This is a genomic window from Streptomyces sp. WAC03905, from assembly GCF_057371075.1.
In genome coordinates this window covers 3,012,044-3,037,618 of the sequence record NZ_JBXYDZ010000003.1, presented here as the reverse complement: position 1 = coordinate 3,037,618, position 25,575 = coordinate 3,012,044, and the positions used below count along the sequence as shown (strand labels likewise).

Below are 25,575 nucleotides of genomic sequence, written 5' to 3'. Positions count from 1 at the left end.
GCCCCAGAGCCTAGCCGGGCGGCGTCGCGCTGCACAGCCCTTTGAGGAAATCGATGGCGACATGCCAGGTGTGACCTTTCCCACGCAACGGAGAATTGCCTTGCGGTGTCGAGGTCCGGCAGAGTCTGGTTTCCGTCAGGCCCCGCATACGGCACACCTGTATCTCCCGTGAGGTACGCGCAGCACCACAACTCCACAACCGATGGCCGTATGCCGCCCGGAGCTACACGCGGCAGCCCCCGCAGGGGAGTTGCCCACGGGCCCGCGCCTCCAGTGACCGTAGAACCACGGAGGCCAGAGTCGAGGGCACTTTTGCGCCCGCGCGGTCACTGCGGACGCTGCTGGAAGGACACCGTGTGAGCCGGATCTCGGTCCGGGGGTTCGCAGTGGCTTCGGCCACCGCGGTCACCACCGTCGGCGCAGTCGTGGGCGTTGCCACCGGCGACCCCACGAACGATCTCGAGACGACCGCGTCCGGGGCGACCCTCCTCGCAGACATCCCGGTCGGCGACCAGGCGCAGGTCCAGAGCGCGTCCCTGACGCAGCAGGCCGACACCATCGCGCACGCCGCCGACGCCGACGCCAAGCGCTCGGCCGAGGAAGCCGCGCGCGTCCAGGCCGCCGAGGACGCCAAGTCCAAGAAGGCCGAGGCGCAGAAGGCCGCCGACGAGAAGGCGAAGAAGGAACGCGAGGCGAAGGAAGTCGCCAGCCGTTCCGCCGCCCGCGACGCCGGTGACTTCGCCGTCCAGAGCTCCTACACGGTCGCTCAGGTCAAGGCCATCGCCCAGCAGATGGTCCCGGCCGGCCAGTTCCAGTGCTTCTCGAACATCATCAACCAGGAGTCCACCTGGAACTACCTGGCCGTGAACAAGTCCTCCGGGGCCTACGGTCTGGTCCAGGCGCTCCCCGGTTCGAAGATGGCCTCGGCCGGCGCGGACTGGCGCACCAACCCCGCCACGCAGATCAAGTGGGGCCTGAACTACATGGAAGACCGCTACGGCAGCCCCTGCGCCGCGTGGAGCTTCCACCAGGCCAACGGCTGGTACTGACGGCCGCCGCCGCACCGCGGCGCCACAGCTCGACCCCGGGCAGCCCCGCACCGTCGTACGGTGCGGGGCTCCTCGCGTGTACGGTCATCGGGGTGTCCCGGTAGATCGGGGGGACGGGGGAAGGAAGCTGACATGGCGAAGAGAGAAGGCTGGCTCGGCCGGCTGGGCAACAGGCTGAACGCGATGGAGGCGCGGCTCAACGAGCGGCGCGCCGAGGTCGAGGCCGAGACCGGCGGCGACCTGCCCGCGCGGTCGGGGCCGACCACGAAGGCACCGGCCGCAGGGGAGGCCCCGGCGGCCGACGAGCGGTCCGACGCACCCGCGCAGGGGCGCGCTGCCTCCCCGGGCGCCCCCGTGCGCTACGAGCGCCCCGAGCGGCCCGATCCGGCGAGCGTGGTCCCCTGGGGCATGCGCGTGGCCGCCGAGGCCAGCTGGCGGCTGCTGCTGCTCGCCGGGATGCTCTGGGTGCTGATGAAGGTGATCAGCGAAGTCCGCCTGGTCGTCCTCGCCTTCGCGGCCGCCATGCTCGTCACCGCGATGCTCCAGCCCTTCGTCGTGCGGCTGCGCAGGCTGGGCATGCCGCGCGGGCTGGCCACGGCCGTCACCGCGGTGCTCGGCTTCGTCGTCATCGGGCTCGTCGGCTGGTTCGTGGTCTGGCAGGTCATGGAGAACCTCGACGACCTGTCCGACCGGGTCCGCGACGGCATCAACGAACTCAAACTCTGGGCACTGGACAGTCCGTTCCACGTGACCGAGAAGCAGATCAACGACATCGCGAAGAACCTCAGCGAGACCATCGGCACCAACACCGAGCAGATCACCTCCGCCGGACTCCAGGGCGTGACGGTCCTCGTCGAGATCCTCACGGGCATGCTGCTCGCGATGTTCTCGACGCTGTTCCTGCTCTACGACGGCAAGCGCATCTGGAACTGGGCGCTCGGCCTGGTCCCGGCCGCCGCCCGCGCCGGAGTCGCCGGCGCCGGTCCGCGCGCCTGGCGCACGCTGACCGCGTACGTCCGCGGGACGGTCATCGTCGCCCTCATCGACGCCATCTTCATCGGCCTGGGGCTGTACTTCCTGGACGTGCCGATGGCGGTGCCGCTGGCCGTGTTCATCTTCCTGTTCGCCTTCATCCCGCTGGTCGGCGCGGTCATCTCGGGCGCGCTGGCGGTGGTCGTGGCGCTGGTGACCCAGGGCGTGTTCACCGCCCTGATGACGCTGCTGGTGGTCCTGGCGGTGCAGCAGATCGAGGGGCACGTGCTCCAGCCGTTCATCCTCGGCCGGGCGGTACGGGTCCACCCGCTCGCCGTGGTCCTCGCGGTGGCCGCGGGCGGGATGATCGCGGGCATCGGAGGGGCGGTGGTCGCCGTACCGCTGGTGGCCGTCACCAACACGGTGGTGGGATACCTGAGGGCGTACTCGCGGGAACAGCACCACCTCGGGCACGGGATGGTCGGCCCCGCACCGCACGGCGCGACGGCGCTGGGCGCGGGGCCCGGCGACGAGGAGGAGCCCCCCAGGCCCTGACCGGGCCGAGGAAGCGGGAACGGACGCCACCGTCGGTGGCGTCCGCAGCGGCACGACACGGGGGAACGAACATGATCACCGAGCCGGAGCTCGACACCGCAGGCGACACCGGCCCGGCGGGGGAGCAGGCGGAGGAACTCGCCCCGCGCGGACGGACGGAGGACGCGGCGCAGGCCCGCCGGCCGTGGCTGTGGGCGCTGGCCGGTGCCGTGGTCGCCTCGGCGGTGTGGGCGGGCGGACTGTACGCCTTCGGGGACCGGCTCGCCGCGCCGCAGCTCGGGTACCGGGCGACGGAGAACCTGTGCGAGGACTTCCGGGCGCAGGCGCTCGGCAGGAACGCAGGGGACCTGCACCGGTACCGGCCGATGAACCAGCAGAGCGACCACCCGGCCGTGCGCGGGGCGATCTGCGTGCTGCGCAACGCCGAGACGGCGCCCACCCTCACCGTGCGGGCGCAGGTCGACCTGCACAAGAAGACCGACCCCGGGCCCGAGTTCGACGTGCCGTCGCTCTGGATGGCCGCCGATCTCGGCGAGGGCCGCACCGAGTCGGTGCAGGGCCTCGGGGAGCGCGCCGTGGTCTTCGTGGGCCCCGGCGATTCCTCGGTCCAGCTCAGGGTGCTCCACGGCGGCGCGGTGTTCACGATCGAGGCCTACGGCAGCGGCACCGCCGGGAACGCCCCGGGCGACTCGGCGGCGCTCCAGGCAGCGATGGTGGAGGACGTACGGGCCCTGATGGCCGCGCTGCGCAAGGGCTGACAGCGCGGGCGGTGGACAGCGCGGGGCCCCGCGACCGGAATCGGTGGCGGGGCCCCGGTGCTCGTACGGGGTGCCGTTACTCGCCGGCGAGGGCGGCCTCGGCGTCGAGGGTGACCGCGACGGCCTGGATCACCGAGGCGATCTTGAAGGCCTCCTGGATCGTCTCGCGGTCGACGCCCGCCTTGCGCAGGACCTGCTCGTGCGAGTCGAGGCACTGGCCGCAGCCGTTGATCGCGGAGACCGCGAGCGACCACAGCTCGAAGTCGATCTTCTCCACGCCCGGGTTGCCGATGACGTTCATCCGCAGCCCCGCGCGCAGCGTGCCGTACTCCGGGTCGGAGAGCAGGTGCCGCGTGCGGTAGAAGACGTTGTTCATCGCCATGACCGCGGCGGCGGACTTGGCGGCGGTGTACGCCTCCGGCGAGAGGTTCGCCTTCGCCTCGGGCTCCAGCTCACGCAGGACGCGCGGGGAGCGGGCGGCGATCGCGCAGGACAGGACCGTGCCCCACAGCTGCTGCTGCGGCAGGTCGCTGTTGCCTATGACCGAACCGAGGTTCAGCTTCAGGTCCTTGGCGAAGTCCGGGACGGACGCCTTCAGGGAGTCGAGGGACATCCGTCACTCACCGGCCAGCAGCGCGCCGGCGTCGATGGTGGCGTCGCCCTTGTTCCAGTTGCAGGGGCACAGCTCGTCGGTCTGCAGGGCGTCGAGGACCCGCAGGACCTCCTTGGGGTTACGGCCCACGGAACCGGCGGTCACCATCGAGAACTGGATCTCGTTGTTGGGGTCGACGACGAACACGGCGCGCATCGGCAGGCCGTCCTCACCGAGGATGCCCAGCTCTGCGGAGAGCTCGCGCTTGATGTCCGACATCATCGGGAAGGGCAGGTCACGCAGGTCGGCGTGGTCCTTGCGCCAGGCGTGGTGCACGTACTCGGAGTCGAGGGAGAAGCCGAGGACCTGCGCGTCGCGGTCGGCGAACTCGTCGTTCAGCTTGCCGAAGGCGGCGATCTCCGTCGGGCACACGAAGGTGAAGTCCAGCGGCCACGCGAAGATGACCTTCCACTTGCCCTCGTAGGTCTTGTGGTCGATCTGCGCGAACTCCGAACCGGCCTCCAGCGAGACGCAGGCGGTCAGGTCGAAGGCGGGGAACTTGTCACCAACAGTGAGCACGCGCTCTCCTTGTTCAAGGGGAATTGACCCCTTTTGGGGGCATTCCGATGGGGTTGGACGTGTCTCACATGCTGGCACAACCTGCATTGATTATGGAAATAGCTAGTCTTGCTGTGGGTGATCGGAGGTACCTATCAGTGGCTGTCGGTAATAGGGGAGCGAAGCAACCGACTCTCGCTCAGCTGCGCGCCTTCGCGGCCGTCGCCGAGCACCTGCACTTCCGCGACGCGGCCGCGGCCATCGGCATGAGCCAGCCGGCCCTCTCCGGCGCCGTGTCCGCACTGGAGGAGGCCCTCGGTGTGCAGCTGCTGGAACGCACCACCCGCAAGGTGCTCCTCTCCCCGGCGGGCGAGCGGATCGCCGTCCGCGCGCAGGTGGTGCTCGACGCCGTCGGCGGACTGCTGGAGGAGGCCGAGGCGGTACGGGCCCCCTTCACCGGGATGCTTCGGCTGGGGGTGATCCCCACCGTGGCGCCGTACCTGCTGCCGACCGTCCTCGGGCTGTTCCACCGCCGCTGGCCGGGGATGGACCTCCAGGTGCACGAGGAGCAGACCGGCTCGCTGCTGGAAGGGCTGGCCGCCGGGCGCCTGGACCTGCTCCTGCTGGCGGTGCCGCTCGGTGTCCCCGGCGTCACCGAACTGCCCCTCTTCGACGAGGACTTCGTCCTCCTCGCCCCTCGCGAGCACGCGCTGGCCGGACGCCGTGACATCCCCCTCGACGAACTGCGCGACCTGCAGCTGCTGTTGCTGGACGAGGGCCACTGCCTGCGGGACCAGGCGCTCGACATCTGCCGGGAGGCCGGGCGGACCACCGGGGCGGACGTCACGACGACCGCCGCCGGACTGTCCACGCTCGTACAGCTCGTCGCCGGCGGCCTCGGGGTGACCCTGCTGCCGCGGACCGCGCTGCGCCTGGAGACCGCCCGCAACGAGTACCTGTCCACGGGCTGCTTCGCCGAGCCCGCCCCCTCGCGGCGGATCGCCCTGGCCATGCGGACGGGGACCGCCCGCCAGGAGGAGTTCGAGGCGATCGCCGCAGCCCTGCGCGAAGCCGTACGCCCGCTCCCCGTCTGGCCCACCGACTAGCGGGGAGCGGGAGCGGGGAGCGGGCGTACCGGGCCGGGCGACGGCCGGCGTCACTCCGTGCGCAGGCCGTCCGGGCGCATCAGCCGCAGCAGCGGCGGCAGGCTGAGCAGGGTGACCGCGGCGACCACGCCCGCGCCGACCCCCGTCATCCCGAGGACCGACGGCCAGTCGATCCGGACCGGCTGGGCGGCCATCCCCAACAGCACGGCGCCCAGGGCGGTGCCCACCGCGGCCGCCAGCACCAGCCCCAGCGCGATCGGCACGGCCGTCTGCCACAGCACCGACAGGCTCAGCGTCGAGCGCTTGGTGCCGAAGGCGACCAGTGAGGACAGCAGCCGCCGGCGTTCGCGCAGCTGCTCCAGCTGGGAGACGAACAGGCTGGCGCCGATCAGGACCAGCACGGCGGCGGCGCCGAAGAACAGCCCCGTGCGGATCGAGGAGAAGCCGGCAGCCTGCTCGGTGTCGCGCAGCGTCATCGCCGTGACCAACGGGTCCGCCGCGAAGACGGCGTTGCGCGCGCGGTCCAGGGCGTCCGGACCGGACTCGTCGACCTGTACGAAGATCCGCTCGTCCGGGAAGTCGCCCAGCTCCTTCGGCGCGGCCGACGGGGTCACCAGCAGGCCGGTGCGCAGCTGCCCGGCGGGGTCCTCCCGGGAGTGGACCGTACGGGCGCCCGCGGGGACCTGCCACTTCGCCGGCGCGGGCCGGTCGTCAGGCTCGGACTCGTAGCGCCGGATGTTGCCGACGAACAGGTCGTCGCCGGGCTCGGCGGTGCCCCCGTAGATCCCCGTGGAGGACGGGCCGGTCAGGATGAAGGCGTCGCCCTCCGTGCAGGAGTCGAGCACGGCGACCTCTCCGAGCGCGTCGCAGGTGCCGACGGTGACCTGGACGTCCTCCTCCTCCGCGGGCACCCGGTGGGCGGCCCGCGTGGAGGTCAGCGGGACCGCGCGGGTGACGCCCGGTACGGAGGCGATCCGCTGGGCGAGGCCGTCGAGCGGCGTGTCCGACACGCGGTTGACCAGGACGGCGACGGCGGCCCTGGAGGGGTCCTGGCCGGTCGACTTGGTGTAGTCGCCCTCGACGCCCGCGAAGAGCATCTGCAGGGCGATGGCGCCGGCGACGGCGACGGCGATGCCGTTGACCAGGCGGGCGGCGGTACCGCTGCTGACCTGGAGCCGGCGCACGGCGAGCTGCCAGGAGACCGGGCCGCCGGACATCCGCCCGACGAAACGCTCCAGCAGCCAGGGCAGCAGCACCGTGATCCCGACGAGGAGCAGCACCACTCCGGCGCTGACCTGCCACTGGTTGAACCTGCCGTGGTCGTTGCCGCGGCCGTCCATGGGCACGAGCAGACCGAGCCCGACCAACGGGAGCAGCAGCCGCCACCAGATGCGACGGCGCGAGGGCCTGGCCGTGCGGACCACGCCCAGCGGCTCGATGACCACGCCGCGCAGGGCGAACAGGGTCACGGCCACGGCCGCCGCGGGCACCGCGAGGGCGACCAGGAGGACCAGCCAGGGGGCCGGGTCGAGGTCGGCGGGGAAGACGCTGCGCTGGCGGAGGCTGACGCTGCCGACCAGGGAGCGGCCGACGGCGAAGAAGCCGGCGCCCAGGACCAGTCCGACGAGGGAGCCGGCCAGTGCCTCGCCGGCCGCGATGCGGCGCACCGTCCTGCTGTCCGCGCCGACCAGCCGCAGTGCGGCGAGCCGCCGGTCGCGCCGCTCCCCGCCGAAGCGGACGGCGGTGGCGATGAACACGGCGACGGGCATCAGCAGGGCGACGAACGTCAGGACGACCATCAGCATGAGCACGGGGTCGAGGCCGTCGCGGTCGGCCTCGTAGCCGAAGCCGGTGATGCGCTCGACGCGGTGGTCGTCGGGGCCGTTCTTGCGGAGGGTGTCGCTGCCCAGGTAGAAGAGCAGTTCGCCGGGGCCGACCAGGCCCCGGTCGCCGACGATCTCGCTGACCGGGCCGTCGAGCCGTTCGCGCAGCAGGGCGCCGTCGGAGGACTTCAGCAGTTCGTCCAGGGCGGGGGAGAGGGCCAGTTCGCCCGGGCCGGGGATCTTCTTCAGGCCCGGTGGGAGCGGGGCGTCCGGGCCCTCGGCCCGCAGTACGTGCCCCTCGATGTCCTTGTCGCGGTACGTCTGCCCGATCCGGGCGTACAGCAGGGTGTCGGGCCCGGGGGCGTCGGCCGTCTCGGAGTTCATCGTCGACCGGGCGTCGCCGCGCTCGTACCGGGCGGAGAGCGCGCCCGGGATCGCGGTGCTGATCAGCAGCAGGGCGACGCCGAGGCCGACGCCGACACCGGTGAGCAGGGTGCGGGTCCAGCCCTCGCGGCCGCCTCCGAAGGCGAAGCGGGCACCCATGCCGAGGTCGCGGGTCCAGACCTGGAGCCCGCTCATACGATCCGCTCCATGTCGCGGGACTTCCCGTCGCGCACGACGATCTCGCGGTCGGAGTAGGCGGCCACGCGCGTCTCGTGGGTGACGAGCACCACGGCGGCGTTCGCGGACCGGGCGGCCTCCGTGAGGAGCTGCATGACCAGTTCGCCGTTGAGGGAGTCGAGGGCTCCGGTGGGCTCGTCGGCGAAGATCACCCGCGGGCCGGTGACGAGGGCGCGGGCGACGGCCACGCGCTGCCCCTGGCCGCCGGATATCTCGCCGGGCCGCTTGGCGCCGAGGTCCTCCACCTGGAGCTGCTCCATCCAGTGCAGGGCGGTGCGTTCGGCCTCCCTGCGCCTGACGCCGGTCAGCCGCAGTGGGAGGGCGACGTTCTCCACGCAGGTCAGCTCCGGTACGAGCTGCCCGAACTGGAAGACGAAGCCGAACTCGGTGCGGCGCAGGGCGCTGCGCTCGGCGTCGCCGAGGGTGGTGAGTTCGCGGCCGGCATAGGTGATGGAGCCGGAGTCGGGCGGGACGATTCCGGCGAGGCAGTGCAGCAGGGTGGACTTGCCGGAGCCGGAGGGGCCCATGACGGCGACGACCTCGCCCGCGTGGATGGAGAACTCGGCGCCGTCCAGGGCGTTGGTGGTCCCGTACGCCTTGCGCAGGTCCGTGGCGGCGAGCAGGGAACCGGCCGGGGGCATCATCGGCGGACCTCCCGCGCGAGCTGGTCGAGGCGGGCCGCGGTGAGCTCCAGCCACCGCAGGTCCGCTTCGAGGTGGAAGAGCGCGTGGTCGCAGATGAGCTGGTCGGCGATGTCGCCCTTGCGCTTGCGCTGGGTGAGGATGCGCATGAGGCGCAGGTGCTCGGCGCGCTGGGCGTCCAGCAGTTCGTCGGCGCGGCGGCCGGTGAGCAGTGCGAGGACGACCTTCGTGTAGAGGGTCGAGTGGAGGTACGGCTCGGGCTTCTCGGGCTGGGAGAGCCAGGCCTCGACGTCGGTGATGCCGGCGTCCGTGATGGAGTACCGCTTGCGGTCGGGACCGCCGCCCGCCTCTATGCCCTCGACCTCGACGAGGCCGTTCTTCAGGAGCCGGGACATGGTCGAGTAGACCTGCCCGTAGGCGAGGGGGCGGTCGTGGCCGAACTTCTCGTCGAAGGCCCGCTTCAGGTCGTAGCCGTGGCGCGGGCCGGCCTCAAGGAGGCCCAGGAGGGTGTGACCGATGGACATGCCGCCGACTATACATCGTGTGTATACGCGCAGTGTATAGAGGTCTTGAGCTGCGGAAACGAAAAAGCCGCCCCCGCGCGGTGGCGCGGGAGCGGCCATCAGTCCGAGGGCTTGGGCGGTCGGCCCCGGCGCGGGATGGGGCCCGGGGCGGAGGGGAGCCGGCCTGCCTCGGCGAGGGCCCGGCGGAGCAGGAACTCGATCTGCGCGTTGGCGCTGCGCAGTTCCTCGCCCGCCCAGCGGGCCAGCGCGTCGTACACCTGCGGGTCGAGTCGCAGGAGCACCTGCTTGCGCGCCTGCCGGCCCGCGGGCTTCTCCTCGCCGGAGGGGGTCACTGGTAGAGGGTGCCCGTGTTGAGCACCGGCTGCGCGGCGCGGTCGCCGCACAGCACGACCATCAGGTTCGAGACCATGGCCGCCTTGCGCTCTGAGTCGAGGTCCACGATCTCCTCCTCCGCCAGCCGGGTCAGGGCGAGCTCGACCATGCCCACCGCGCCCTCCACGATCTGCTTCCGGGCCGCCACGACGGCGCCCGCCTGCTGGCGCTGGAGCATCGCGGAGGCGATCTCAGGAGCGTACGCGAGATGCGTGAAGCGGGACTCGATGATCTGCACCCCGGCGGCCTCCACCCGGGCGTGCAGCTCCACCGCGAGCTTCTCGGTGATCTCCTCGGCGTTCCCGCGCAGCGACAGGCCGCCCTCCTCGTGCGCGTCGTAGGGGTACTCGATGGCGATGTGCCGGACGGCGGCCTCGGTCTGCGTCTCGACGAACTCGGTGAAGTCCTCGACCTCGAAGACCGCGCGCGCGGTGTCCTCGACCCGCCAGACCACGACCGCCGCCAGCTCGATCGGGTTGCCGTAGGCGTCGTTGACCTTCAGGACGGCCGTCTCGTGGTTGCGCACGCGGGTGGAGATCTTCTCCCGCGAGGTCAGCGGGTTGACCCAGCGCAGGCCGTCGGTGCGGACGGTGCCGCGGTAGCGCCCGAAGAGCTGGACGACGCGGGCCTCGCCCGGCGCCACCGTGTTGAGGCCGCTCATCGCGATCACCGAGGCGAGGCCCAGGAGCACGCCGGCCGCGATCAGGGCCACCTTCACCCCGGTGGCCGCCGCCACCGCGCCGGCCACGACCAGTCCCGCGCCCGCGAGCAGACCGACCAGGCCGAGCAGCAACGCCAGCCCGCCGCCCACGCTGCGCGCGGTGAACTCCCGTACTCCGCCTGGAGTGGCTACGTGATTCGTCATGGTTCGCCCCGTTTCTCTGCGCGCAGCCGGTCGGACTGCTTAGCAAAGTGATATCACTTTTTTGCGCAATGGCAACCCATCCGCTTATCTGAGCGTCGGTTCCTGTGATGTGGGTGCTGATTCTCACGTCCGAAATGACCGTAATTAGTCCGGATTGACCAAAGTTTGTCACAGCCTGCGGTGTTAGCTTTCTGAGTTGACGTCGGGGGGGTAATCGAGCGGAGCGGGAGCGATGGGCCGAGCAGAAGTGCGTAAGGCGCAGCAGCGCGGTGCGCGGCGGGCGCCGAGCGGACGCGCGAAGGGCGCCAAGGGGAGCGGGGGCAGCGGCAAGCGCACCGGCATACGCCGCTTCTTCACCTGGAAGAAGATCCTGGGCGCGTTCTTCGGGGTGGTCCTGCTCCTCATGGCCGCCGCGGTCGCCCTGTACTTCTCGGTGAACGAACCCACCGACCCCAACAAGCAGGCGGTGCTCCAGAGCAACACCTACCGGTGGTCCGACGGCTCGATCATGGCCAACACCGGCAAGATGAACCGCGAGATCGTCACCCTCGACAAGATCCCCGAGGACGTCCGCACGGCCTTCATCGCCATCGAGAACAAGTCCTTCTACCAGGACCGCGGCGTCGACCTGATGGGCGTGGCCCGAGGCCTGTTCAACACCGTCCGGGGCAAGGGCACGGCGGGCGGCTCGACGATCACCCAGCAGTACGTCAAGAACTACTACCTGACGCAGGACCAGTCGCCCACCCGCAAGCTCAGGGAACTCGTCATCTCACTCAAGGTCGACCAGCGCATGGAGAAGGACGACATCCTCGCCGGTTACCTGAACACCAACTTCTACGGCCGCAACGCCTACGGCATCCAGGCCGCGGCCCAGGCCTTCTACGGCGTCGACGCCGGACAGCTGACGCTGGAACAGGGGGCCTACCTGGCCTCCGTCATCCAGGCGCCCAGCCAGTACGACCTGGCGACCGCCGGTCCGAACGGCACGAAGCTCGTCAACATCCGCTTCAACGCCGTCCTCGACAACATGGTCGAGATGGGCAAGCTGGACCCGGAGAAGCGCAAGACCATGACGCTCCCGCCGCCCATCAAGCCCAAGCCCCGCCCCGGCATGGACGGGCAGAAGGGCTACCTGGTCCAGGCCGCCAACGACGAGATGAACAAGCAGGGCATCACCGACGCCATGATCATGGCGGGTGGCTGGAACATCACGCTCAACGTCGACAAGAACAAGCAGAGCGCCCTGGAGAAGGCCGTCCAGGACGAGCTGGAGTCCAAGCTCGACCGCAAGGACACCAAGAACCGGCCGCAGGACCAGAGCGTCCAGGCCGGCGCCACCTCCGTGGACCCGAAGACCGGCGCCATCGTCGCCATGTACGGCGGCGTGGGCCTGGAGGAGAAGGCCGCGAGCAACGCCCTGCGCACGGACTACCAGCCGGGCTCGACCTTCAAGCCGATCGTGCTCGCCTCCGCCCTGGAGAACGCCTCCAACACCCAGGACGGCAAGCCGATCACCCCGAACGCGCTCTACGACGGCACGAGCAAGCGCCCGGTCGTCGGTAGCAAGATCCCGTTCAACCCGCAGAACCAGGACAACGCGAACCACGGCACCCCGATGATGACGGTCCAGGAGGCGACCAACCTCTCCGTGAACTCCGTCTACGCGCAGATGATCGTGGACGTGAAGCCGCCCAACGCCAAGAAGACCGCCCTCGAACTGGGCATGCAGGACCGCGAGGGCTGGCCCGAGGACAAGCCGGCCATGGCACTGGGCACCATGAGCGCCAACACCCTGGAAATGGCGGGCGTCTACGCCACCCTCGACAACCACGGCAAGAAGGTCACGCCGACCATCATCAAGCAGGCCGAGCGCAAGGACAGCGACTTCACGCCCCAGCAGGCGGTCGGCGGCCAGGCCATCAGCCGCAAGACCGCCGACACCGTCACCAAGGTGCTCCAGGGCGTCGTGGAGGACGAGGGCGGCTCCGGCAACAAGGTCCGCAGCAGCGCCTACCAGGCCGGCGGCAAGACCGGCACCACCGAGTCCAACGTCGCGGCCTGGTTCACCGGCTACACCCCCGAGCTGGTCACGGTCGTCGCCATGTTCGGCGAAGACCCCAACACCCACAGCCAGGTCACCCTGACCGGCACCGCCGGCCTCGGGCGCGCGGGTGGCTCCAGCTTCCCCGCCTCGATCTGGAGGGCGTACACCCTCGCCGCCCTCAAGGGCGTGGACACCGGCAAGTTCCAGCTGACCGAGGCCGACATGGGCGCCGTGCAGACGCCGTCCCGCAGCACCTCGCCGTCCGCCTCGACGAGCCCGTCCCCCAGCGCGACGACCGCCACCACCAGCCCGACGCAGTCCCCGACGCAGACGTCCCCGACCCCCACCGCGACGAAGACGGGCAGCACGCCCACCGGGACGACCTCCCCGACGGCCACGGCCACCAAGACCAACGGCCCCAAGCCGCCGGACCCGCCGATCCTGGGCCAGGACCCGGGCAACAACTGAGAACACCGCCGCCCCGCAGCCGAGAAGGCTGCGGGGCGGCGGTCTTCCGTCCACCTGCGCGGCGTCAGCGCCGCTCGGCCGCAGCCGGCTGCGGCAGCGGGAGCTCGAACCAGACGACCTTCCCGCTGCTGAGCCGGGTCGCACCCCAGCGCCGGGCCAGCCTGTTGACCAGGAACAGACCGCGGCCGCCCTCGTCGGTGTCCCGCGCCCGGCGCTGGCGCGGCAGCTGCGGGGAATCGTCGCCGACCTCGCAGCGCAGCACGTCCGTCCGCAGCAGACGCAGCGTCACCGGCCGCTCCGCGTACCGCACGGCATTGGTGACCACCTCGCTGACCAGCAGCTCCAGCGAGTCGCTCAGGTCCTCCAGGCCCCACCGGGTCAGCGCCCGGCGGGCGAACCGCCGCGCCCTGCCCGGAGCGGTCTCCTCCGGGTCCAGGAACCAGTACGCGACATCACTGGGCGCGATGCCGTCGAACCGGGCCGCGAGCAGCGCGATGTCGTCGTCCCGGTCACCCGGGCCCAGCATGTCCAGCACGTCGTCGCACAGCGCCTCCAACGGCGGCGGATGGTCCAGGCCGGTCAGCTGCGCGGTCGTCGCCAGCCGCTCGCGGAGCTGCTCGATGCCCGTCCACACGTCCCGCAGCCGCGACTCCACCAGCCCGTCGGTGTACAGCAGCAGGGTGGCCCCGGCGGGCGCGTCCAGCTCCACGGCCTCGAAGTCCACGCCGCCCACGCCGATGGGCGCCCCGGGCGGTACGCGCAGCACCTCGGCCCGGCCGCCCAGGTGCAGCAGCACCGGCGGCGGGTGGCCCGCGTTGGCGATGGTGATCCGGTGCGCGACGGGGTCGTAGACGGCGTACATGCACGTGGCCATGCGGTCCGAGCCCAGGCGCTGCGCCTGCTCGTCCAGGTGGTGCAGCACCTCGGCGGGCGGCAGGTCCAGCTGGGCCAGGGTCTGGGCCGTGGTGCGCAGCTGGCCCATGATTGCGGCGGAGGTCATGGAGTGGCCCATGACGTCGCCGACGACGAGCGCCACCCGGCTGCCCGGCAGCGGTATGGCGTCGTACCAGTCGCCGCCGACCCGGGCCGTCTCGGCCGCGGGCAGATAGCGGGAGGCGAGCCGCACGCCGGTCGGCTGCGGCAGGCTGTCGGGCAGCATGGTGCGCTGGAGCTCGTCGGCGATGTACGCCTCGCGCCCGTACAGGACCGCCTTGTCGATGCCGAGCGCGGTGTGCGTGGCCAGCTGCGCCGCGACCAGCAGGTCGTTCTGCTCGAAGGCGGGACGCTCCGGGCTGCGCAGGAACACCGCGGCGCCGATCACCCGCCGCCGGCCGCGCAGCGGCGCGAGGACGGCCCGGTTGCCGCGCGGCAGCGGATGCTCCACGCCGAGCAGCTCCGGCAGCGCCGCCCGGGCGTCGGCCGAGGACGCGAAGACGGGCCGTACGCCGCGCAGCACCTCGGCGAGCGCGCCGCCGGGCCGGATCTCGCACAGCTCGGCCGCGGGCAGGTCACCCTGCGGGCCGACCAGCGGCAACTGGCTGAAGTCGAGCTCGCCGGTGGCCCCCGCGGCCCCGGCGAGGTCCATCCCCGCGCCGATGGTGCTGCTGATGTCCGTCAGGTCGTCGATCGGCCGGAGCCGGTCGGTGCGGCGCAGCCTTAAAACGACCGGGCCGACGGGCCGCTCGTCGCCGACCGGCAGCGGGTCGCGCAGGTAGACGAGGATGGCGTCGGAGAACGTCGGGACGGTGGCCCGGCACAGGCCGAGCACGATCTCGTCGAGGTCGATGCCGCGGGCGATCCGCCGGGTGGCGGCGCCGACGAACCGCAGCCGGTCCCCCTCGCGGCGCGCGGCGGTCGCGTCCGCACCGCCCCTGCCGGGCACGGCCGGCCCGCCCGCCCCCGCCCCCGCGCCGCGGGCCGCGGCGTCGTGGGCGTCCAGGGCATCGGAGGCGTCCTCCGCGTCCGCGGTGATCCGCGGACGGGCGTTGTCGTGGTCCTGGCCGGGGCCGGGGTGCGCCGGACCGGAGCCCGCGGCGGGAACCTCCGCCGACGCCGCTCCGCGCGGCCGGGGGAGCCCCGACGCCGCTCCGGCGGCCGAGCGCGCGGCCCTTACGTCGGAGGCCGCCGCCGCGGCCGCAGCGCCCGGCTCGGCCGCCGGGCCGCTGCCGGCGCCCGTGGCATGCGTGCGTACGGCCTCGGTGGCGGCGATGGGCGCCTTGCCGTGGCCGGCCTCGTCCGTACCTCCGCCGGAGGCGACGGGCTGCGGGCCCTCCTGAGAGGTGGGGTACTCCGTCACGCGTGGGAATCCGTCCGTTTGCGCTCGATGTGCGCTGCACTCAACTCGGTCAGTCGCGGTATACCCGCTCAGCGGCCCGGGCACCATCGCCCAGAGGTTCCTCGCTCGAACTTCCTCGTGTGTCGACCTCCGGTCAGATCCCGCGTACAGAACGACACTTGCTGGTGTGCGGCCCGATCGCACCGTCCCGCGCGCGCGACCTCGCGGAGGACGATCCTACGTTTGAACCCCGGGGGCGCATCAAGGGTCTCATGAGGTCATATGCGCCGGGGTGCGGTCCCAGTCCTCGGGCAGGGCCGGAATCCGCCAGGCCGGATCCGGCCGCCAGGCCTGCCAGTCGGCGGAGAACGGAGCGCCCCATTCCTCGATCAGGGCGACCGCCGCACGGCCGGCCTCCCGTACCCGCCGTGCCTGCTCGGGGCCCATCAGCCCGGACCGCTGGGCCTCGGCGAACTCGTCCTCGTCCAGCCACTGCCAGCTGCGGTCGGGATAGACGGCGATGTCCAGGAAGTGGTCCACGGAGTCGACGCCGCCGGCCCATCTCGACCGCGGCTCCTCCAGGTTCACGTACCAGTTCTTGAACTGCCAGCCCGGCCCCCAGAACAGCCACACGGACCACGGGTCCCCGGGCCGGGCCAGCTTCAGGACGCCGGCGCCGAACCAGCGCGAGCGCGTGGTGGTGCGGGGCGCGGTGTAGCGGGTGGCCAGCGGTTCCGCGTGCACGGGGGTGCCGTCGGCGAGCACGGGCTTGACGCATTCGGTGCCGGGCGCCATCCAGACGGCGAGCATCTCGTCGGTGTCCTGCACCACCGTCACCGGGCGGCAGATGTGCACCGCGCCCTTCAGCCCCGGGGCGTGGTCGCGGTAGCGCCAGAGGATCCGGTCCCCGGGCGACCAGCGCGTCCCGCGTGCGGGGCTCGGCGGTGCGTCAGGCGCCCGGCCGCTCCCGGGCTGGAAAGTACCTGTCATGCGCAGATCTTAGGGCGGGGGCCCGTACGCCCGCTGCGGTGCAGGTCACGAGGCGATTCGGGGAGGACGAACGACCGGATCCGGCCCCCGCCCGGAGGTGCGGGACGGCCGGTCAGGGGCGCGTCATGCGCAGGACGTCCAGGGCCTCGTCGAGCTGCTCCAGGGTCAGGGCGCCGCGTTCCACGTAGCCGGACTCCAGGACGACCTCCCTGATCGTCCTGCGCTCGGCGAGGGACCTCTTGGCCACCTTCGCGGCCTCCTCGTAGCCGATGTAGCGGTTGAGCGGGGTCACCACGGAGGGCGAGGACTCGGCGTACTCCCTGGCCCGGGCCTCGTCGGCGGTGATCCCGTCGACGGTGCGGTCGGCGAGCAGCCGGCCCGCGGCGGCCAGCAGCCGGATCGACTCCAGGAGGTTCCTGGCCATCACCGGCAGCATCACGTTCAACTCGAAGTTGCCGGCGGCGCCGGCCACCGCGACGGTGGCGTCGTTGCCCATCACCTGGGCGGCGACCATCAGGACGGCCTCCGGTACCACCGGATTGACCTTCCCGGGCATGATCGAGGAGCCGGGCTGGAGGTCGGGCAGGCTGATTTCGGCCAATCCCGTGCGCGGGCCGGAGGCCATCCAGCGCAGGTCGTTGCAGATCTTGGTGAGGGAGACGGCTACCGTGCGCAGCATGCCCGAGGTCTCCACCAGCGCGTCGCGCGCGCCCTGGGCCTCGAAGTGGTCGCGCGCCTCGGTCAGCGGCAGGCCGGTCGCGACCGCCACCTCGGCGATGACCGCGGCCGAGAAACCGGCCGGGGTGTTGATGCCCGTGCCCACCGCGGTCCCGCCGAGGGGGAGTTCGGCCAGGCGGGGCAGGGACGAGCGCAGCCGCTCGACGCCGTAGCGGATCTGGGCCGCGTACCCCCCGAACTCCTGGCCGAGGGTGACGGGGGTGGCGTCCATCAGGTGGGTCCGGCCGGCCTTGACCACGTGCTCGAACTGCGTCGCCTTGCGCTCCAGCGCGGCGGCGAGGTGCTCCAGGGCCGGGATCAGGTCGCCCGCGACGGCGGCGGTGGCGGCGATGTGGATCGACGACGGGAAGACGTCGTTGGAGCTCTGCGAGGCGTTGACGTGGTCGTTGGGGTGCACGTCCCGCCCGAGGCGCTCCGTGGCCAGCGTGGCGATCACCTCGTTGGTGTTCATGTTGGACGAGGTCCCCGATCCGGTCTGGAAGACGTCCACGGGGAAGTGGTCGTCCCAGCGGCCGTCCGCGACCTCACCGGCCGCGGACCGGATCGCGTCGGCGACGTCCTGGTCGACCACGCCGAGCCGGGCGTTCACGACGGCCGCCGCGGCCTTGATCCGGGCGAGGGCCTCGATGTGGGACCGCTCCAGGCGCTGCCCCGAGAGGGGGAAGTTCTCCACGGCGCGCTGGGTCTGCGCCCGCCACTTGGCGTGCACGGGCACCCGTACGTCGCCCATGGAGTCGTGCTCGGTCCGGAACCCGTCGTCGGGCTTCTGGTCGTCTGTCATGTCTGTGCCTCCTCGGAAAGGTGAGCGGTTCTCGTGGTGCACGTGTTCCCGGCCCCCCGTCAGTAATCGTCACCGCCGTCACCCCCGTGGCCCAGTCCGCACCACCGCCACCCGCGCCCGCCGGCAGGGCCGCGCCGACCCGGCCCGGCCCCGCACCGCGGGCTGCGGACCCGGGCCGGAGACCTGCCGGTCTACAGCGAGTCCAGCTGGGCGCGCACCTCGCGCGGCCGGTTGGTGATCAGGGTGTCCACGCCCAGCCGCAGGCACAGCTCCACGTCCTCCGGCTCGTCCACCGTCCACACCCGCACCCGCAGCCCCTTCGCGCGAAGCCGTCCCACCAGTCCCGGATCCTTGCGCACCAGGTCGATGCCCGGTCCCGCGTGCCCCGCGAACGGCGGCCTGGGCGGCCGCAGCCGCCGCTCGATCAGGTAGACGGCCGGCAGCCCCGGCGCCAGCCGGTTCAGCCTGACCAGGGCGTTGCGGGAGAAGCTCATCACCTCGACCAGGCCCGCCGAGCCGTCGGCCAGCCCGTGGTCCTTCAGCACCCGCACCAGCTCCGCCTCCAGCCGGCCACCCGCACGGGTGGGGTGCTTGGTCTCCACCGCCAGCCCGACGGGCCGGTCCGCGGCCAGCGCCTCCTTCAGCAGCTCCTCGAAGAGCAGCACCCGCGCCCCGCGGTGCTCCTCGCCCTTCCAGCCGCCGAAGTCGAGGCCGCACAGCTCCTCGTACGTCATCTCCGACACCGCCCCGCGCCCGTCCGAGGTCCGCTCCACGCGCCGGTCGTGCACGCAGACCAACTGGTGGTCGGCGGTGAGCCGTACGTCGCATTCGAGGGCGTCGGCACCGTCCGCGACGGCCTGCCGGTACGCGGCCAGGGTGTGCTCGGGGTGCTCGTGGGAGGCCCCGCGATGGGCGACGACCCGGACGGCGCGGTCGGTACGGAGCTGCGTGTGCGTCATGCCCCCGACGTTATCCCCATGCGCCCGACCCCCCGGGTACCGCATGCTGCCCGGATGGCGGAACACCGGATGTACGGACGGACGCACTGCGAGCCGTGCGAGGACTGCGTCCGGGAGGAATGGCAGCTCGTCCGGGACGGTGAGCTGCGCTGGGAGGAGTACGAGCACTGCCCGCGGTACGAGGTCTACGCCTGCGGCCGGGGCCGCGGCGTCCCGCCGCCCTGGATCCGGGAGCGCATCCTCGCCCGGGAGGGCGCGGTCCACCTGCCCGTCGGCGGCCCCGACGGCGTCCCCGTCGCGTTGCTGCGCCGCGTGTACGGACTGAGCATCGCCGAGGTCGTCGCGGCGCGGGCGGAGGGGTACCGGGCCACCCCCGTTGAGGCCCGGTACCTGACGGGGGGCGGGGCTACGGCTGCGGGCGGGGGGTCAGGGGGGCCGGGGTGACCTTGAAGCCGCCCTTGGTGACCTCGGTGAAGGGCGCCGGGGCCATACAGGTGCCCACCGTCGGCACGGCGACCGAGCCGTCGGGCTTCGCGTCGACGTTCACGATGCCCCACGAGAACCCGACGCGGTCGGGCGCGCCGCGCTCGCCGTCCTGGACGCTCAGCCCGATCCGCCTGCCCTCCCAGCCGACGTTCGAGCGCGTGACCACTGCGGTGATCGTGGCCGTCCGGCCGCCCGTCACCATGCAGTCCACCTCGGCCTCGGCGACGCCGGTGAAGCCCTGGTCCGGCATCGCGTGGTGGACGGTCACCCGGCCGCGCGCGTCCGTCGGCAGCCCGTGCTCCAGGTTCTCGCCCTTCAGCGGCCTGCTCCACGGCACCGACTCGGCGTCCACCGTGAAGCGGATGTCGTGCGAGGCGGGCACGTACGGATAGGCCACCGTGCCGCCCCCGTGCACCGAGGCCGTCTTCGGCGCGGCCGGCGCCGCCGGCGCGGGGGCCGCCGCCACCAGGGTGCCCACCAGGGCGGCGGATCCGGCGAGGGCGAGGGCGCGCGTGCGGTTCTTCATCGTGAACTCCCGTGTCGACAAGGACTGTTCGGCTACGGGAAAAGCCTCGCCGCCCGGCGCCCCCGACTCCATCTGCTGATCGGCGGAAACGCCCGAGGGGGCCTCTGCCGAACGGCAGAGACCCCCTCGGAACGGCCCGCGACCGGGCTCTACAGCCCCGGACCGCGCACCGGGATGTGCGTGAACGTCGGCTCCGGAGCCGGGTTCTGGAGGAAGTCGAAATTCGGAGACTCGCGGATGCGTCCTCTCGCGTTCCGCGTGTACTTCGCCGCCCTCGGCTGGGGTAACCGCCTGGGGCACGCTGAGTTCGCCGAGAGGGCCCTAGCGTCGATCCCGGGCACCGAAGATGGTCCGCTGACCAAGCAGGCCGTACGGAAGGGCGTGACGGCCGCGAAGGCCCTCGGCCTGGTGGGCCCGGGCTCGGGGGCGCGCTACCTGGTGCTGTCTGGGCACCACTTCCAGAAGAGCGGCTTGGCGCAGCATCCTGCCGCGTGCACTCACTGTGTACCGCTGCATAACCCGTCGAGGGTTACCCGGTCCCTCGGAGAGGGTTACCGTCTTCCCGTGACCTGCGAGAACGTACACGTCCTCTCTATCTCTTCAGTGCTGAGCTTGGTCTCCGCGCAAGGCGCGGATCAGGAGCGTGCCTGTGTTTCGCCCGTCATTCTCAGGCGCCGGAAGCACAGTTGCGGTCACGTCGGGGAATCCGTACTCCCTAAGGAGCGAAGACCAGATGTCGGGCTGGTAGTCCCATCGCTTCACGATGGCAGGATCTTCTTCGGGGCCGCGAGGAATGTAGGAGGCTTGGCATCCGTAGCAGCCTTCGACGGGCGGACGCTGGGAGAAGGCGAACACACCGCCGGGCTTGAGAGTGGAATGCACGATGGGGAGCAGTAGGCCGGGGTCGGTGAACCAGGCGGCGCCGAAGACGCTGAATACCGCGTCGAAGATGGTGAAGGTCTCGCCGAGGTAGGCCAGGGCTTCGCCCTGGTGCAGTTCCATGCCGTTCACGTTCGGCCATCGCTCTTGGGCCTTACCAAGCTGCTTGGCGGAGATGTCCACGCCAATGGCTTTCATGCCGAGGGTTGCTAGGTGGGCGAGGTTTCCGCCGGACCCACAACCAAGGTCGAGCGCGGTGTCACCTGGGGTGAGCGCCAGCACTTCGGCGCCGGGACCGTGGTCTGCGTACTGGGTCCAGTTGAACCAGGTCGTCTCACCCTTGGCGTTCGTCTGCCTTCGCTGCGGCTTGCTCTGCGAATAGGTGTCCCATGCGTCACTGCGAGCGTCAGTCATCGGTGTCCGTTCTCGGTCATGGCGACAGCCGCCCGGCACGATACCGGGCGGCTGACGCGGTGGGGCGGGTTACTTGTTGACCGGGCTGTCGGTGCACCCGGCGTACGACTGGGTGCAGTCGGCCGCGCCGTCGAGGGGCCAGAACTCGGGGTCGGCCTGGTACCCAGCCTCGCGGATCAGGCCGGCCGTCCGGCGCATCGCAGCCCGGCCCTCTTCGGGGTTGTGCCCGCTGTTGCGGTCCGGGACGTGGTGGATGAAGCCGCCGCCGAGCGCGTTGCAGAAGTCGGCGTACGGCTTGGTGTGCAGCACGAAGGCGTGCCAGAACAGGTCTACGCGGAGGCTGGGGGTCGCCTTCTCCGTGGTCGTCGCGGCGACGGCGAGGAAGGCGGCGAGCTGCTCTACGCCCCGGTTGCCCTCGTCGTCGGTGATCCCCGGCCAGTAGTCCTCGCGGACCATGGTGATGAGGTCGGCCCGGAGGCTGGAACTGATCAGGTCCAGGGTGCTGGTGGTGTCGTGCCGGGTTGTCGTCACTGTTTTGCCTGCCTTGTCGTTGCGGAACATCGAGGGCACTTGCATGGGGGCCAAGCGGCTGAGGCCGTGGCGGTTAGGGGCTTCTCGGCGCTGTTGCTCGGGTAGATCACCGAGCCTTCCCACGTCCGGCCGGAATCGCGGGAGACCCGAACGGTGAGGCTCACCGGAGGGCCCGGTGGTAGCGGTGAGCGCGGAGCCTGACATTCGCGTCGCTCACGGCTGAGTAGTCCCCCCGCTCATGTGCGGCTGACGGCTGCGCAGCCTGCTCTCCGCAGACCTCACAGCTCTCCACGGGGGCGGGCTGATGAACGGTATGGAGAGGGTTACGGCTGCTCCGGGGGTCCCGTCGTTCCGGCTTGCCATCACTCGCCCTCTCGTCCGGTTGCCTGGTTCGTGAGGTAGATGTTCCTGTTGCCGGAAGGGCGGAGCGACGACACTTCGGGCGTCACCTGGGCGTCACTCGGGAGGGCGTCAATGACGTCCCGCAGGGCGTCAAACCGGTGTCATTGCAGGCGTGTTGGGTCTAGCTTTGACGACATGACGACGACCGCCGTGGTGCCGAATGATGTGCTGCGGGCCGTGCGTATCGGCCTGCGCTTAAGCCAAGACGACTTTGCTAAGGCCCTGCGCCGGGCAGGGCAAGAGCTGGGAGAGCCCAACGAAGCGTCGAAGCGTCTGGTACAGCGCTGGGAGTCGGGTACGAGCAAGACACCCCGGGGTGTGTATGCCAGGGCGTTGGAGCGGGTCACAGGCCGGCCCGTCGAGGCCCTGGGGTTCTCCCTGCCCGTACCGATGGCCAGGGTTCACGCAGACGGGACAGGAGGGCACGACATGGATGCAGAGGCAGAGGGTGTCACCTCCGCCGTAGTAGGGGCTCAGCCGACCGCGCAGGGCGTCGGGGAGACATTCGCCGGGGTATGGCTCAGCCGGTACGAGTTCTACTCGTCCAGCCGGGAGGAGACGTACGAAGGCAAGCATTACGTGGTCATCGTCCAGCACGGGAACCGGCTGACCGCTCAGAGCCTGCCGGGGGCGTCCTCGAACCCGGACAGCCCGCTCACGCTGGATCTGACAGTCGACCGCAACGTGGTCACCGGATCATGGGTGGAGCAGACCGCTTCGGACGGCTACTACAACGGGGCCCGCTACCACGGGGCCATTCAGCTCCTGGTCGAGCCGACCAGCCGTCGGATGGCCGGGAAGTGGGTCGGCTTCGGGAAGGACTTCGACGTCAACACGGGGCCGTGGGAACTGCGACTGGTGGACACGTCCACCTCGAAGGCAGCGCTGGAGCGGTACAGCCGCGCCCCCGAGTAGGCCTGAACGGCAGAACGCCCGCGCCTCATTGGCGGGGCTAGACAGCACGGAGAGAGCCCCCGGCGGCGCCAACCGCCAGGGGCTCTCGGATGCGGGCCAGGTGGGCTACGCCAGGCCGGGACCGCGCACCGGGATGCTGGTGAACGTCGGCTGCTCGGGTTCACGCGAGGTGAAGAAGTCGTTGCCCTTGTCGTCCACGACGATGAAGGCCGGGAAGTCCTCGACCTCGATCTTCCAGACCGCCTCCATGCCGAGCTCCTCGTACTCCAGGACCTCGACCTTCTTGATGCAGTCCTGGGCCAGGCGGGCCGCCGGGCCGCCGATGGAGCCCAGGTAGAAGCCGCCGTGCGCGGCGCACGCGTCCGTCACCTGCTGGGAGCGGTTGCCCTTGGCCAGCATGACCTTGGAGCCGCCCGCCGCCTGGAACTGCGCGACGTAGGAGTCCATGCGGCCGGCCGTGGTCGGGCCGAAGGAGCCCGAGGCGTAGCCCTCCGGGGTCTTCGCGGGGCCGGCGTAGTAGACCGGGTGGTCCTTCAGGTACTGCGGCATCTCCGCGCCCGAGTCCAGCAGCTCCTTGATCTTGGCGTGCGCGATGTCGCGCGCCACGACCAGCGGGCCGGTCAGCGACAGGCGGGTCTTGACCGGGTGCTTGGTCAGGGTCGCCAGGATGTCGTCCATCGGCTGGTTCAGGTCGATGGAGACGACGTCCGAGGCCTCGCTGAGGTGCTCGTCCGTGGTGTCGGGCAGGAAGCGGGCCGGATCGCGCTCCAGCTGCTCCAGGAAGACGCCCTCCGCGGTGATCTTTGCGGTGGCCTGGCGGTCCGCCGAGCAGGACACGGCGATCGCCACGGGCAGGGAGGCGCCGTGGCGGGGCAGGCGCACGACGCGGACGTCGTGGCAGAAGTACTTGCCGCCGAACTGCGCGCCGATGCCGATCTTCTGCGTCAGCTCGAAGACCTGCTGTTCCAGGGCCTCGTCACGGAAGCCGTGGCCCAGCGCGGAGCCCTCGCGCGGCAGCTCGTCCAGGTAGTGGGCGGAGGCGTACTTCGCGGTCTTGAGCGCGTGCTCGGCGGAGGTGCCGCCGACGACGATCGCCAGGTGGTAGGGCGGGCAGGCCGCCGTACCGAGCGAACGGATCTTCTCCTCCAGGAACTTCATCATGGAGGCCTCGTTGAGGACCGCCTTGGTCTCCTGGTACAGGAAGGACTTGTTGGCGGAGCCGCCGCCCTTGGCCATGAAGAGGAACTTGTACGCGCCGCCGTCGGTCGCGTACAGCTCGATCTGCGCGGGCAGGTTCGAGCCGGTGTTCTTCTCCTCCCACATGGTGATCGGCGCCATCTGCGAGTAGCGCAGGTTCAGGCGGGTGTACGCGTCGTAGATGCCGCGGGAGAGGGCCGCCTCGTCCCCGCCCTCGGTGAGCACGTTCTGGCCGCGCTTGCCCATCACGATCGCCGTGCCCGTGTCCTGGCACATCGGCAGGACGCCGGCCGCCGCGATGTTCGCGTTCTTCAGCAGGTCCAGCGCCACGAACTTGTCGTTCGAGGAGGCCTCGGGGTCGTCGATGATGCGGCGCAGCTGCGCGAGGTGCGCGGGGCGCAGGAAGTGCTGGATGTCGTGGATCGCCTCCTCGGCGAGCTTGCGCAGCGCCTCGGGCTCGACCTTGAGGAACGTACGGCCGTCCGCCTCGAAGGTGGACACGCCCTCGGCGGTCACCAGCCGGTAGGGGGTGGTGTCCTCGCCCAGGGGCAGCAGGTCGGTGTACGCGAACTCCGGCATTGGGGCCATTCCTCACTCGGCAGACGGCGCTGACGACCAATTGGCAGCGCAGTCCTCCAGCGTAGGACCTCCCGCCCGGCGCGTGTCTGTGAGGTAAGGCTCACTCGCTCCCGCTCGGTAGTATCGCGATCTATCGTGTCTCGCTATGCTGGCGTCGTGGACCTGGAAAAGCACCCCGCCGCCCCCGCCCCCGCGCCCGCCGGGCTGCGCGCCTCCGACGCCGACCGGGACCGGATCGCGCAGATCCTCGGGGACGCCGTCGCCGAAGGCAGGCTGACCGCCGAGGAGCACTCCGAACGCCTGGACACGCTGTACGCCGTCAAGACGGTCGGCGAGCTGGAAACCCTCGTACGGGATCTGCCCGCGCCCGGCGGCCCCCATGCCGCGTCCGCCCCGGCGTCCTCGTACGCGGGCCCCCCGGGCCAGGCCGCCGAGACCATCGTCGCCGTGTGCAGCAGCTCCAGCCGCAAGGGCCGCTGGCGGCCCGGCGCGCACACCCGCGCGGTCTCGGTCATGGGCGACATCACCCTCGATCTCACCCAGGCGGTCTTCGAGCAGCAGGTCACCGAGATCAACGTGACCTCCGTCCTCGGCAACGTGGAGGTCCTGGTCCCGGAGAACGTCACGCTGCGCGGTTACGGCAGCGGCGTCCTCGGCAACTTCGAGGTGCGCGGCGAGAGCCGCGGGCAGACCGACCCCCAGGCACCCGTGGTGATCGTCCGGGGTTTCTCGCTGCTCGGCAACATCGAGGCGCGGCCCAAGCCGGGCGCCCGCCTCGTCGACCTGGCGCGCAAGCTCCGCAAGGACCTCGACGGCTGAGGTCCGCGGGGGCCGGGGCAGGAGCGGCGGCGCATCCGGATGCGGAGGGTCGCGTTTCGGACGAACCCCGGGCGCCCCGTGGCACACAGTGCATAGGGGCGCGTACAGCGGGTAGGGACAGGTGCGTCGTCTC

General features: G+C 71.3%; 23 protein-coding genes. 8 read left to right on the top strand and 15 right to left on the bottom strand.

The window, feature by feature from the left end:
- Window positions 1–356 precede the first annotated feature (356 nt).
- From AC2RP6_RS15970 to AC2RP6_RS15960, 3 genes are all read left to right on the top strand, one after another.
- The gene (locus tag AC2RP6_RS15970) at window positions 357–1,049 is read left to right on the top strand and encodes an aggregation-promoting factor C-terminal-like domain-containing protein (RefSeq protein WP_486446811.1); all 693 of its coding nucleotides are present in this window, start codon (window positions 357–359) and stop codon (window positions 1,047–1,049) included.
- Window positions 1,050–1,181: 132 nt separating this feature from the next.
- Window positions 1,182–2,576, top strand: coding sequence for an AI-2E family transporter (locus AC2RP6_RS15965; protein ID WP_486446810.1), 1,395 nt, complete (start codon window positions 1,182–1,184; stop codon window positions 2,574–2,576).
- A gap of 71 nt (window positions 2,577–2,647) precedes the next feature.
- Window positions 2,648–3,334 carry a hypothetical protein gene (locus AC2RP6_RS15960; RefSeq protein WP_486446809.1) on the top strand — a complete coding sequence of 229 codons (687 nt, stop codon included), beginning with the start codon at window positions 2,648–2,650 and terminating at the stop codon, window positions 3,332–3,334.
- A gap of 76 nt (window positions 3,335–3,410) precedes the next feature.
- Here the strand turns inward: AC2RP6_RS15960 and AC2RP6_RS15955 are convergent, their stop codons facing one another.
- Complete coding sequence (locus AC2RP6_RS15955; protein WP_356812836.1) at window positions 3,411–3,947, bottom strand: alkyl hydroperoxide reductase; 537 nt, start codon at window positions 3,945–3,947, stop codon at window positions 3,411–3,413.
- Between the two features lie 3 nt (window positions 3,948–3,950).
- Window positions 3,951–4,505, bottom strand: coding sequence for a peroxiredoxin (locus AC2RP6_RS15950; protein ID WP_350988186.1), 555 nt, complete (start codon window positions 4,503–4,505; stop codon window positions 3,951–3,953).
- A gap of 137 nt (window positions 4,506–4,642) precedes the next feature.
- Here AC2RP6_RS15950 and AC2RP6_RS15945 point away from each other — a divergent pair, with 137 nt between their 5' ends.
- Window positions 4,643–5,590, top strand: a complete 948-nt coding sequence (locus AC2RP6_RS15945) for a hydrogen peroxide-inducible genes activator (protein ID WP_486446808.1) — start codon at window positions 4,643–4,645, stop codon at window positions 5,588–5,590.
- A gap of 50 nt (window positions 5,591–5,640) precedes the next feature.
- Here the strand turns inward: AC2RP6_RS15945 and AC2RP6_RS15940 are convergent, their stop codons facing one another.
- The 5 genes from AC2RP6_RS15940 to AC2RP6_RS15920 all read right to left on the bottom strand — a co-directional run bounded on the left by AC2RP6_RS15940 (window position 5,641) and on the right by AC2RP6_RS15920 (window position 10,436).
- Window positions 5,641–7,992 (bottom strand): ABC transporter permease, encoded by a 2,352-nt coding sequence (locus AC2RP6_RS15940; protein WP_486446807.1) that lies wholly within the window; start codon window positions 7,990–7,992, stop codon window positions 5,641–5,643.
- Window positions 7,989–8,678, bottom strand: a complete 690-nt coding sequence (locus AC2RP6_RS15935) for an ABC transporter ATP-binding protein (protein WP_486446806.1) — start codon at window positions 8,676–8,678, stop codon at window positions 7,989–7,991. Before AC2RP6_RS15935 ends, AC2RP6_RS15940 begins: the two co-directional genes overlap by 4 nt.
- The gene (locus AC2RP6_RS15930; RefSeq protein ID WP_470103339.1) at window positions 8,675–9,199 is read right to left on the bottom strand and encodes a PadR family transcriptional regulator; all 525 of its coding nucleotides are present in this window, start codon (window positions 9,197–9,199) and stop codon (window positions 8,675–8,677) included. Before AC2RP6_RS15930 ends, AC2RP6_RS15935 begins: the two co-directional genes overlap by 4 nt.
- A gap of 98 nt (window positions 9,200–9,297) precedes the next feature.
- The gene (locus AC2RP6_RS15925) at window positions 9,298–9,531 is read right to left on the bottom strand and encodes a type II toxin-antitoxin system antitoxin (RefSeq protein WP_030658696.1); all 234 of its coding nucleotides are present in this window, start codon (window positions 9,529–9,531) and stop codon (window positions 9,298–9,300) included.
- Window positions 9,528–10,436, bottom strand: a complete 909-nt coding sequence (locus tag AC2RP6_RS15920) for an SPFH domain-containing protein (protein ID WP_486446805.1) — start codon at window positions 10,434–10,436, stop codon at window positions 9,528–9,530. The genes AC2RP6_RS15925 and AC2RP6_RS15920 overlap by 4 nt, the downstream gene beginning before the upstream one ends.
- Window positions 10,437–10,668: 232 nt before the next feature.
- Between AC2RP6_RS15920 and AC2RP6_RS15915 the strand changes: the two genes are divergently transcribed.
- Window positions 10,669–12,951, top strand: a complete 2,283-nt coding sequence (locus AC2RP6_RS15915; RefSeq protein WP_486446804.1) for a transglycosylase domain-containing protein — start codon at window positions 10,669–10,671, stop codon at window positions 12,949–12,951.
- A gap of 64 nt (window positions 12,952–13,015) precedes the next feature.
- Here the strand turns inward: AC2RP6_RS15915 and AC2RP6_RS15910 are convergent, their stop codons facing one another.
- The 4 genes from AC2RP6_RS15910 to AC2RP6_RS15895 all read right to left on the bottom strand — a co-directional run bounded on the left by AC2RP6_RS15910 (window position 13,016) and on the right by AC2RP6_RS15895 (window position 18,694).
- Window positions 13,016–15,247: a SpoIIE family protein phosphatase gene (locus tag AC2RP6_RS15910; RefSeq protein ID WP_486446803.1), complete on the bottom strand. Its 2,232-nt coding sequence runs from the start codon at window positions 15,245–15,247 to the stop codon at window positions 13,016–13,018.
- A gap of 249 nt (window positions 15,248–15,496) precedes the next feature.
- Window positions 15,497–16,216, bottom strand: coding sequence for a cytidylyl-2-hydroxypropylphosphonate hydrolase (fomD, locus tag AC2RP6_RS15905; protein WP_486446802.1), 720 nt, complete (start codon window positions 16,214–16,216; stop codon window positions 15,497–15,499).
- Window positions 16,217–16,328: 112 nt separating this feature from the next.
- On the bottom strand, window positions 16,329–17,735 hold the full coding sequence (locus AC2RP6_RS15900) for a class II fumarate hydratase (RefSeq protein WP_486446801.1): 1,407 nt from the start codon (window positions 17,733–17,735) through the stop codon (window positions 16,329–16,331).
- 191 nt (window positions 17,736–17,926) lie between these two features.
- Window positions 17,927–18,694 (bottom strand): glycerophosphodiester phosphodiesterase, encoded by a 768-nt coding sequence (locus AC2RP6_RS15895; RefSeq protein WP_486446800.1) that lies wholly within the window; start codon window positions 18,692–18,694, stop codon window positions 17,927–17,929.
- A 54-nt stretch (window positions 18,695–18,748) separates the two neighbouring features.
- On the opposite strand from AC2RP6_RS15895, the gene AC2RP6_RS15890 reads away from it, so the two are divergent.
- The gene (locus AC2RP6_RS15890; RefSeq protein ID WP_486446799.1) at window positions 18,749–19,138 is read left to right on the top strand and encodes a hypothetical protein; all 390 of its coding nucleotides are present in this window, start codon (window positions 18,749–18,751) and stop codon (window positions 19,136–19,138) included.
- Here AC2RP6_RS15890 and AC2RP6_RS15885 read toward each other — a convergent pair.
- The 3 genes from AC2RP6_RS15885 to AC2RP6_RS15875 all read right to left on the bottom strand — a co-directional run bounded on the left by AC2RP6_RS15885 (window position 19,101) and on the right by AC2RP6_RS15875 (window position 21,530).
- A complete protein-coding gene (locus tag AC2RP6_RS15885) occupies window positions 19,101–19,706 on the bottom strand; it encodes a hypothetical protein (protein ID WP_486446798.1) in 606 nt (201 codons plus the stop codon). The genes AC2RP6_RS15890 and AC2RP6_RS15885 overlap by 38 nt on opposite strands.
- Window positions 19,707–20,306: 600 nt before the next feature.
- Window positions 20,307–20,999 carry a class I SAM-dependent methyltransferase gene (locus AC2RP6_RS15880; RefSeq protein ID WP_486446797.1) on the bottom strand — a complete coding sequence of 231 codons (693 nt, stop codon included), beginning with the start codon at window positions 20,997–20,999 and terminating at the stop codon, window positions 20,307–20,309.
- Window positions 21,000–21,068: 69 nt separating this feature from the next.
- Window positions 21,069–21,530, bottom strand: a complete 462-nt coding sequence (locus tag AC2RP6_RS15875; RefSeq protein ID WP_486446796.1) for a glycine-rich domain-containing protein — start codon at window positions 21,528–21,530, stop codon at window positions 21,069–21,071.
- Window positions 21,531–22,067: 537 nt separating this feature from the next.
- Here AC2RP6_RS15875 and AC2RP6_RS15870 point away from each other — a divergent pair.
- On the top strand, window positions 22,068–22,847 hold the full coding sequence (locus tag AC2RP6_RS15870) for a helix-turn-helix domain-containing protein (RefSeq protein ID WP_486446795.1): 780 nt from the start codon (window positions 22,068–22,070) through the stop codon (window positions 22,845–22,847).
- Between the two features lie 105 nt (window positions 22,848–22,952).
- On the opposite strand, the gene AC2RP6_RS15865 is transcribed toward AC2RP6_RS15870, so the two are convergent.
- Complete coding sequence (locus tag AC2RP6_RS15865) at window positions 22,953–24,623, bottom strand: fumarate hydratase (RefSeq protein ID WP_486446794.1); 1,671 nt, start codon at window positions 24,621–24,623, stop codon at window positions 22,953–22,955.
- Window positions 24,624–24,779: 156 nt separating this feature from the next.
- Between AC2RP6_RS15865 and AC2RP6_RS15860 the strand changes: the two genes are divergently transcribed.
- Complete coding sequence (locus tag AC2RP6_RS15860) at window positions 24,780–25,442, top strand: DUF1707 SHOCT-like domain-containing protein (protein WP_486446793.1); 663 nt, start codon at window positions 24,780–24,782, stop codon at window positions 25,440–25,442.
- Window positions 25,443–25,575: the final 133 nt, after the last annotated feature.

Excerpts from the sequence above, each read along its gene's own strand:
- AC2RP6_RS15895 (WP_486446800.1), bottom strand. The coding sequence starts at position 18,694 with ATGACGCACACGCAGCTCCGTACCGACCGCGCCGTCCGGGTCGTCGCC.
- AC2RP6_RS15865 (WP_486446794.1), bottom strand. The coding sequence starts at position 24,623 with ATGCCGGAGTTCGCGTACACCGACCTGCTGCCCCTGGGCGAGGACACC.
- fomD (WP_486446802.1), bottom strand. The coding sequence starts at position 16,216 with ATGACAGGTACTTTCCAGCCCGGGAGCGGCCGGGCGCCTGACGCACCG.
- AC2RP6_RS15955 (WP_356812836.1), bottom strand. The coding sequence starts at position 3,947 with ATGTCCCTCGACTCCCTGAAGGCGTCCGTCCCGGACTTCGCCAAGGAC.
- AC2RP6_RS15930 (WP_470103339.1), bottom strand. The coding sequence starts at position 9,199 with ATGTCCATCGGTCACACCCTCCTGGGCCTCCTTGAGGCCGGCCCGCGC.
- AC2RP6_RS15870 (WP_486446795.1), top strand. The coding sequence starts at position 22,068 with ATGACGACGACCGCCGTGGTGCCGAATGATGTGCTGCGGGCCGTGCGT.
- AC2RP6_RS15885 (WP_486446798.1), bottom strand. The coding sequence starts at position 19,706 with ATGAAGAACCGCACGCGCGCCCTCGCCCTCGCCGGATCCGCCGCCCTG.
- AC2RP6_RS15900 (WP_486446801.1), bottom strand. The coding sequence starts at position 17,735 with ATGACAGACGACCAGAAGCCCGACGACGGGTTCCGGACCGAGCACGAC.
- AC2RP6_RS15960 (WP_486446809.1), top strand. The coding sequence starts at position 2,648 with ATGATCACCGAGCCGGAGCTCGACACCGCAGGCGACACCGGCCCGGCG.
- AC2RP6_RS15940 (WP_486446807.1), bottom strand. The coding sequence starts at position 7,992 with ATGAGCGGGCTCCAGGTCTGGACCCGCGACCTCGGCATGGGTGCCCGC.
- AC2RP6_RS15915 (WP_486446804.1), top strand. The coding sequence starts at position 10,669 with ATGGGCCGAGCAGAAGTGCGTAAGGCGCAGCAGCGCGGTGCGCGGCGG.
- AC2RP6_RS15965 (WP_486446810.1), top strand. The coding sequence starts at position 1,182 with ATGGCGAAGAGAGAAGGCTGGCTCGGCCGGCTGGGCAACAGGCTGAAC.
- AC2RP6_RS15935 (WP_486446806.1), bottom strand. The coding sequence starts at position 8,678 with ATGATGCCCCCGGCCGGTTCCCTGCTCGCCGCCACGGACCTGCGCAAG.
- AC2RP6_RS15880 (WP_486446797.1), bottom strand. The coding sequence starts at position 20,999 with ATGACTGACGCTCGCAGTGACGCATGGGACACCTATTCGCAGAGCAAG.
- AC2RP6_RS15890 (WP_486446799.1), top strand. The coding sequence starts at position 18,749 with ATGGCGGAACACCGGATGTACGGACGGACGCACTGCGAGCCGTGCGAG.
- AC2RP6_RS15920 (WP_486446805.1), bottom strand. The coding sequence starts at position 10,436 with ATGACGAATCACGTAGCCACTCCAGGCGGAGTACGGGAGTTCACCGCG.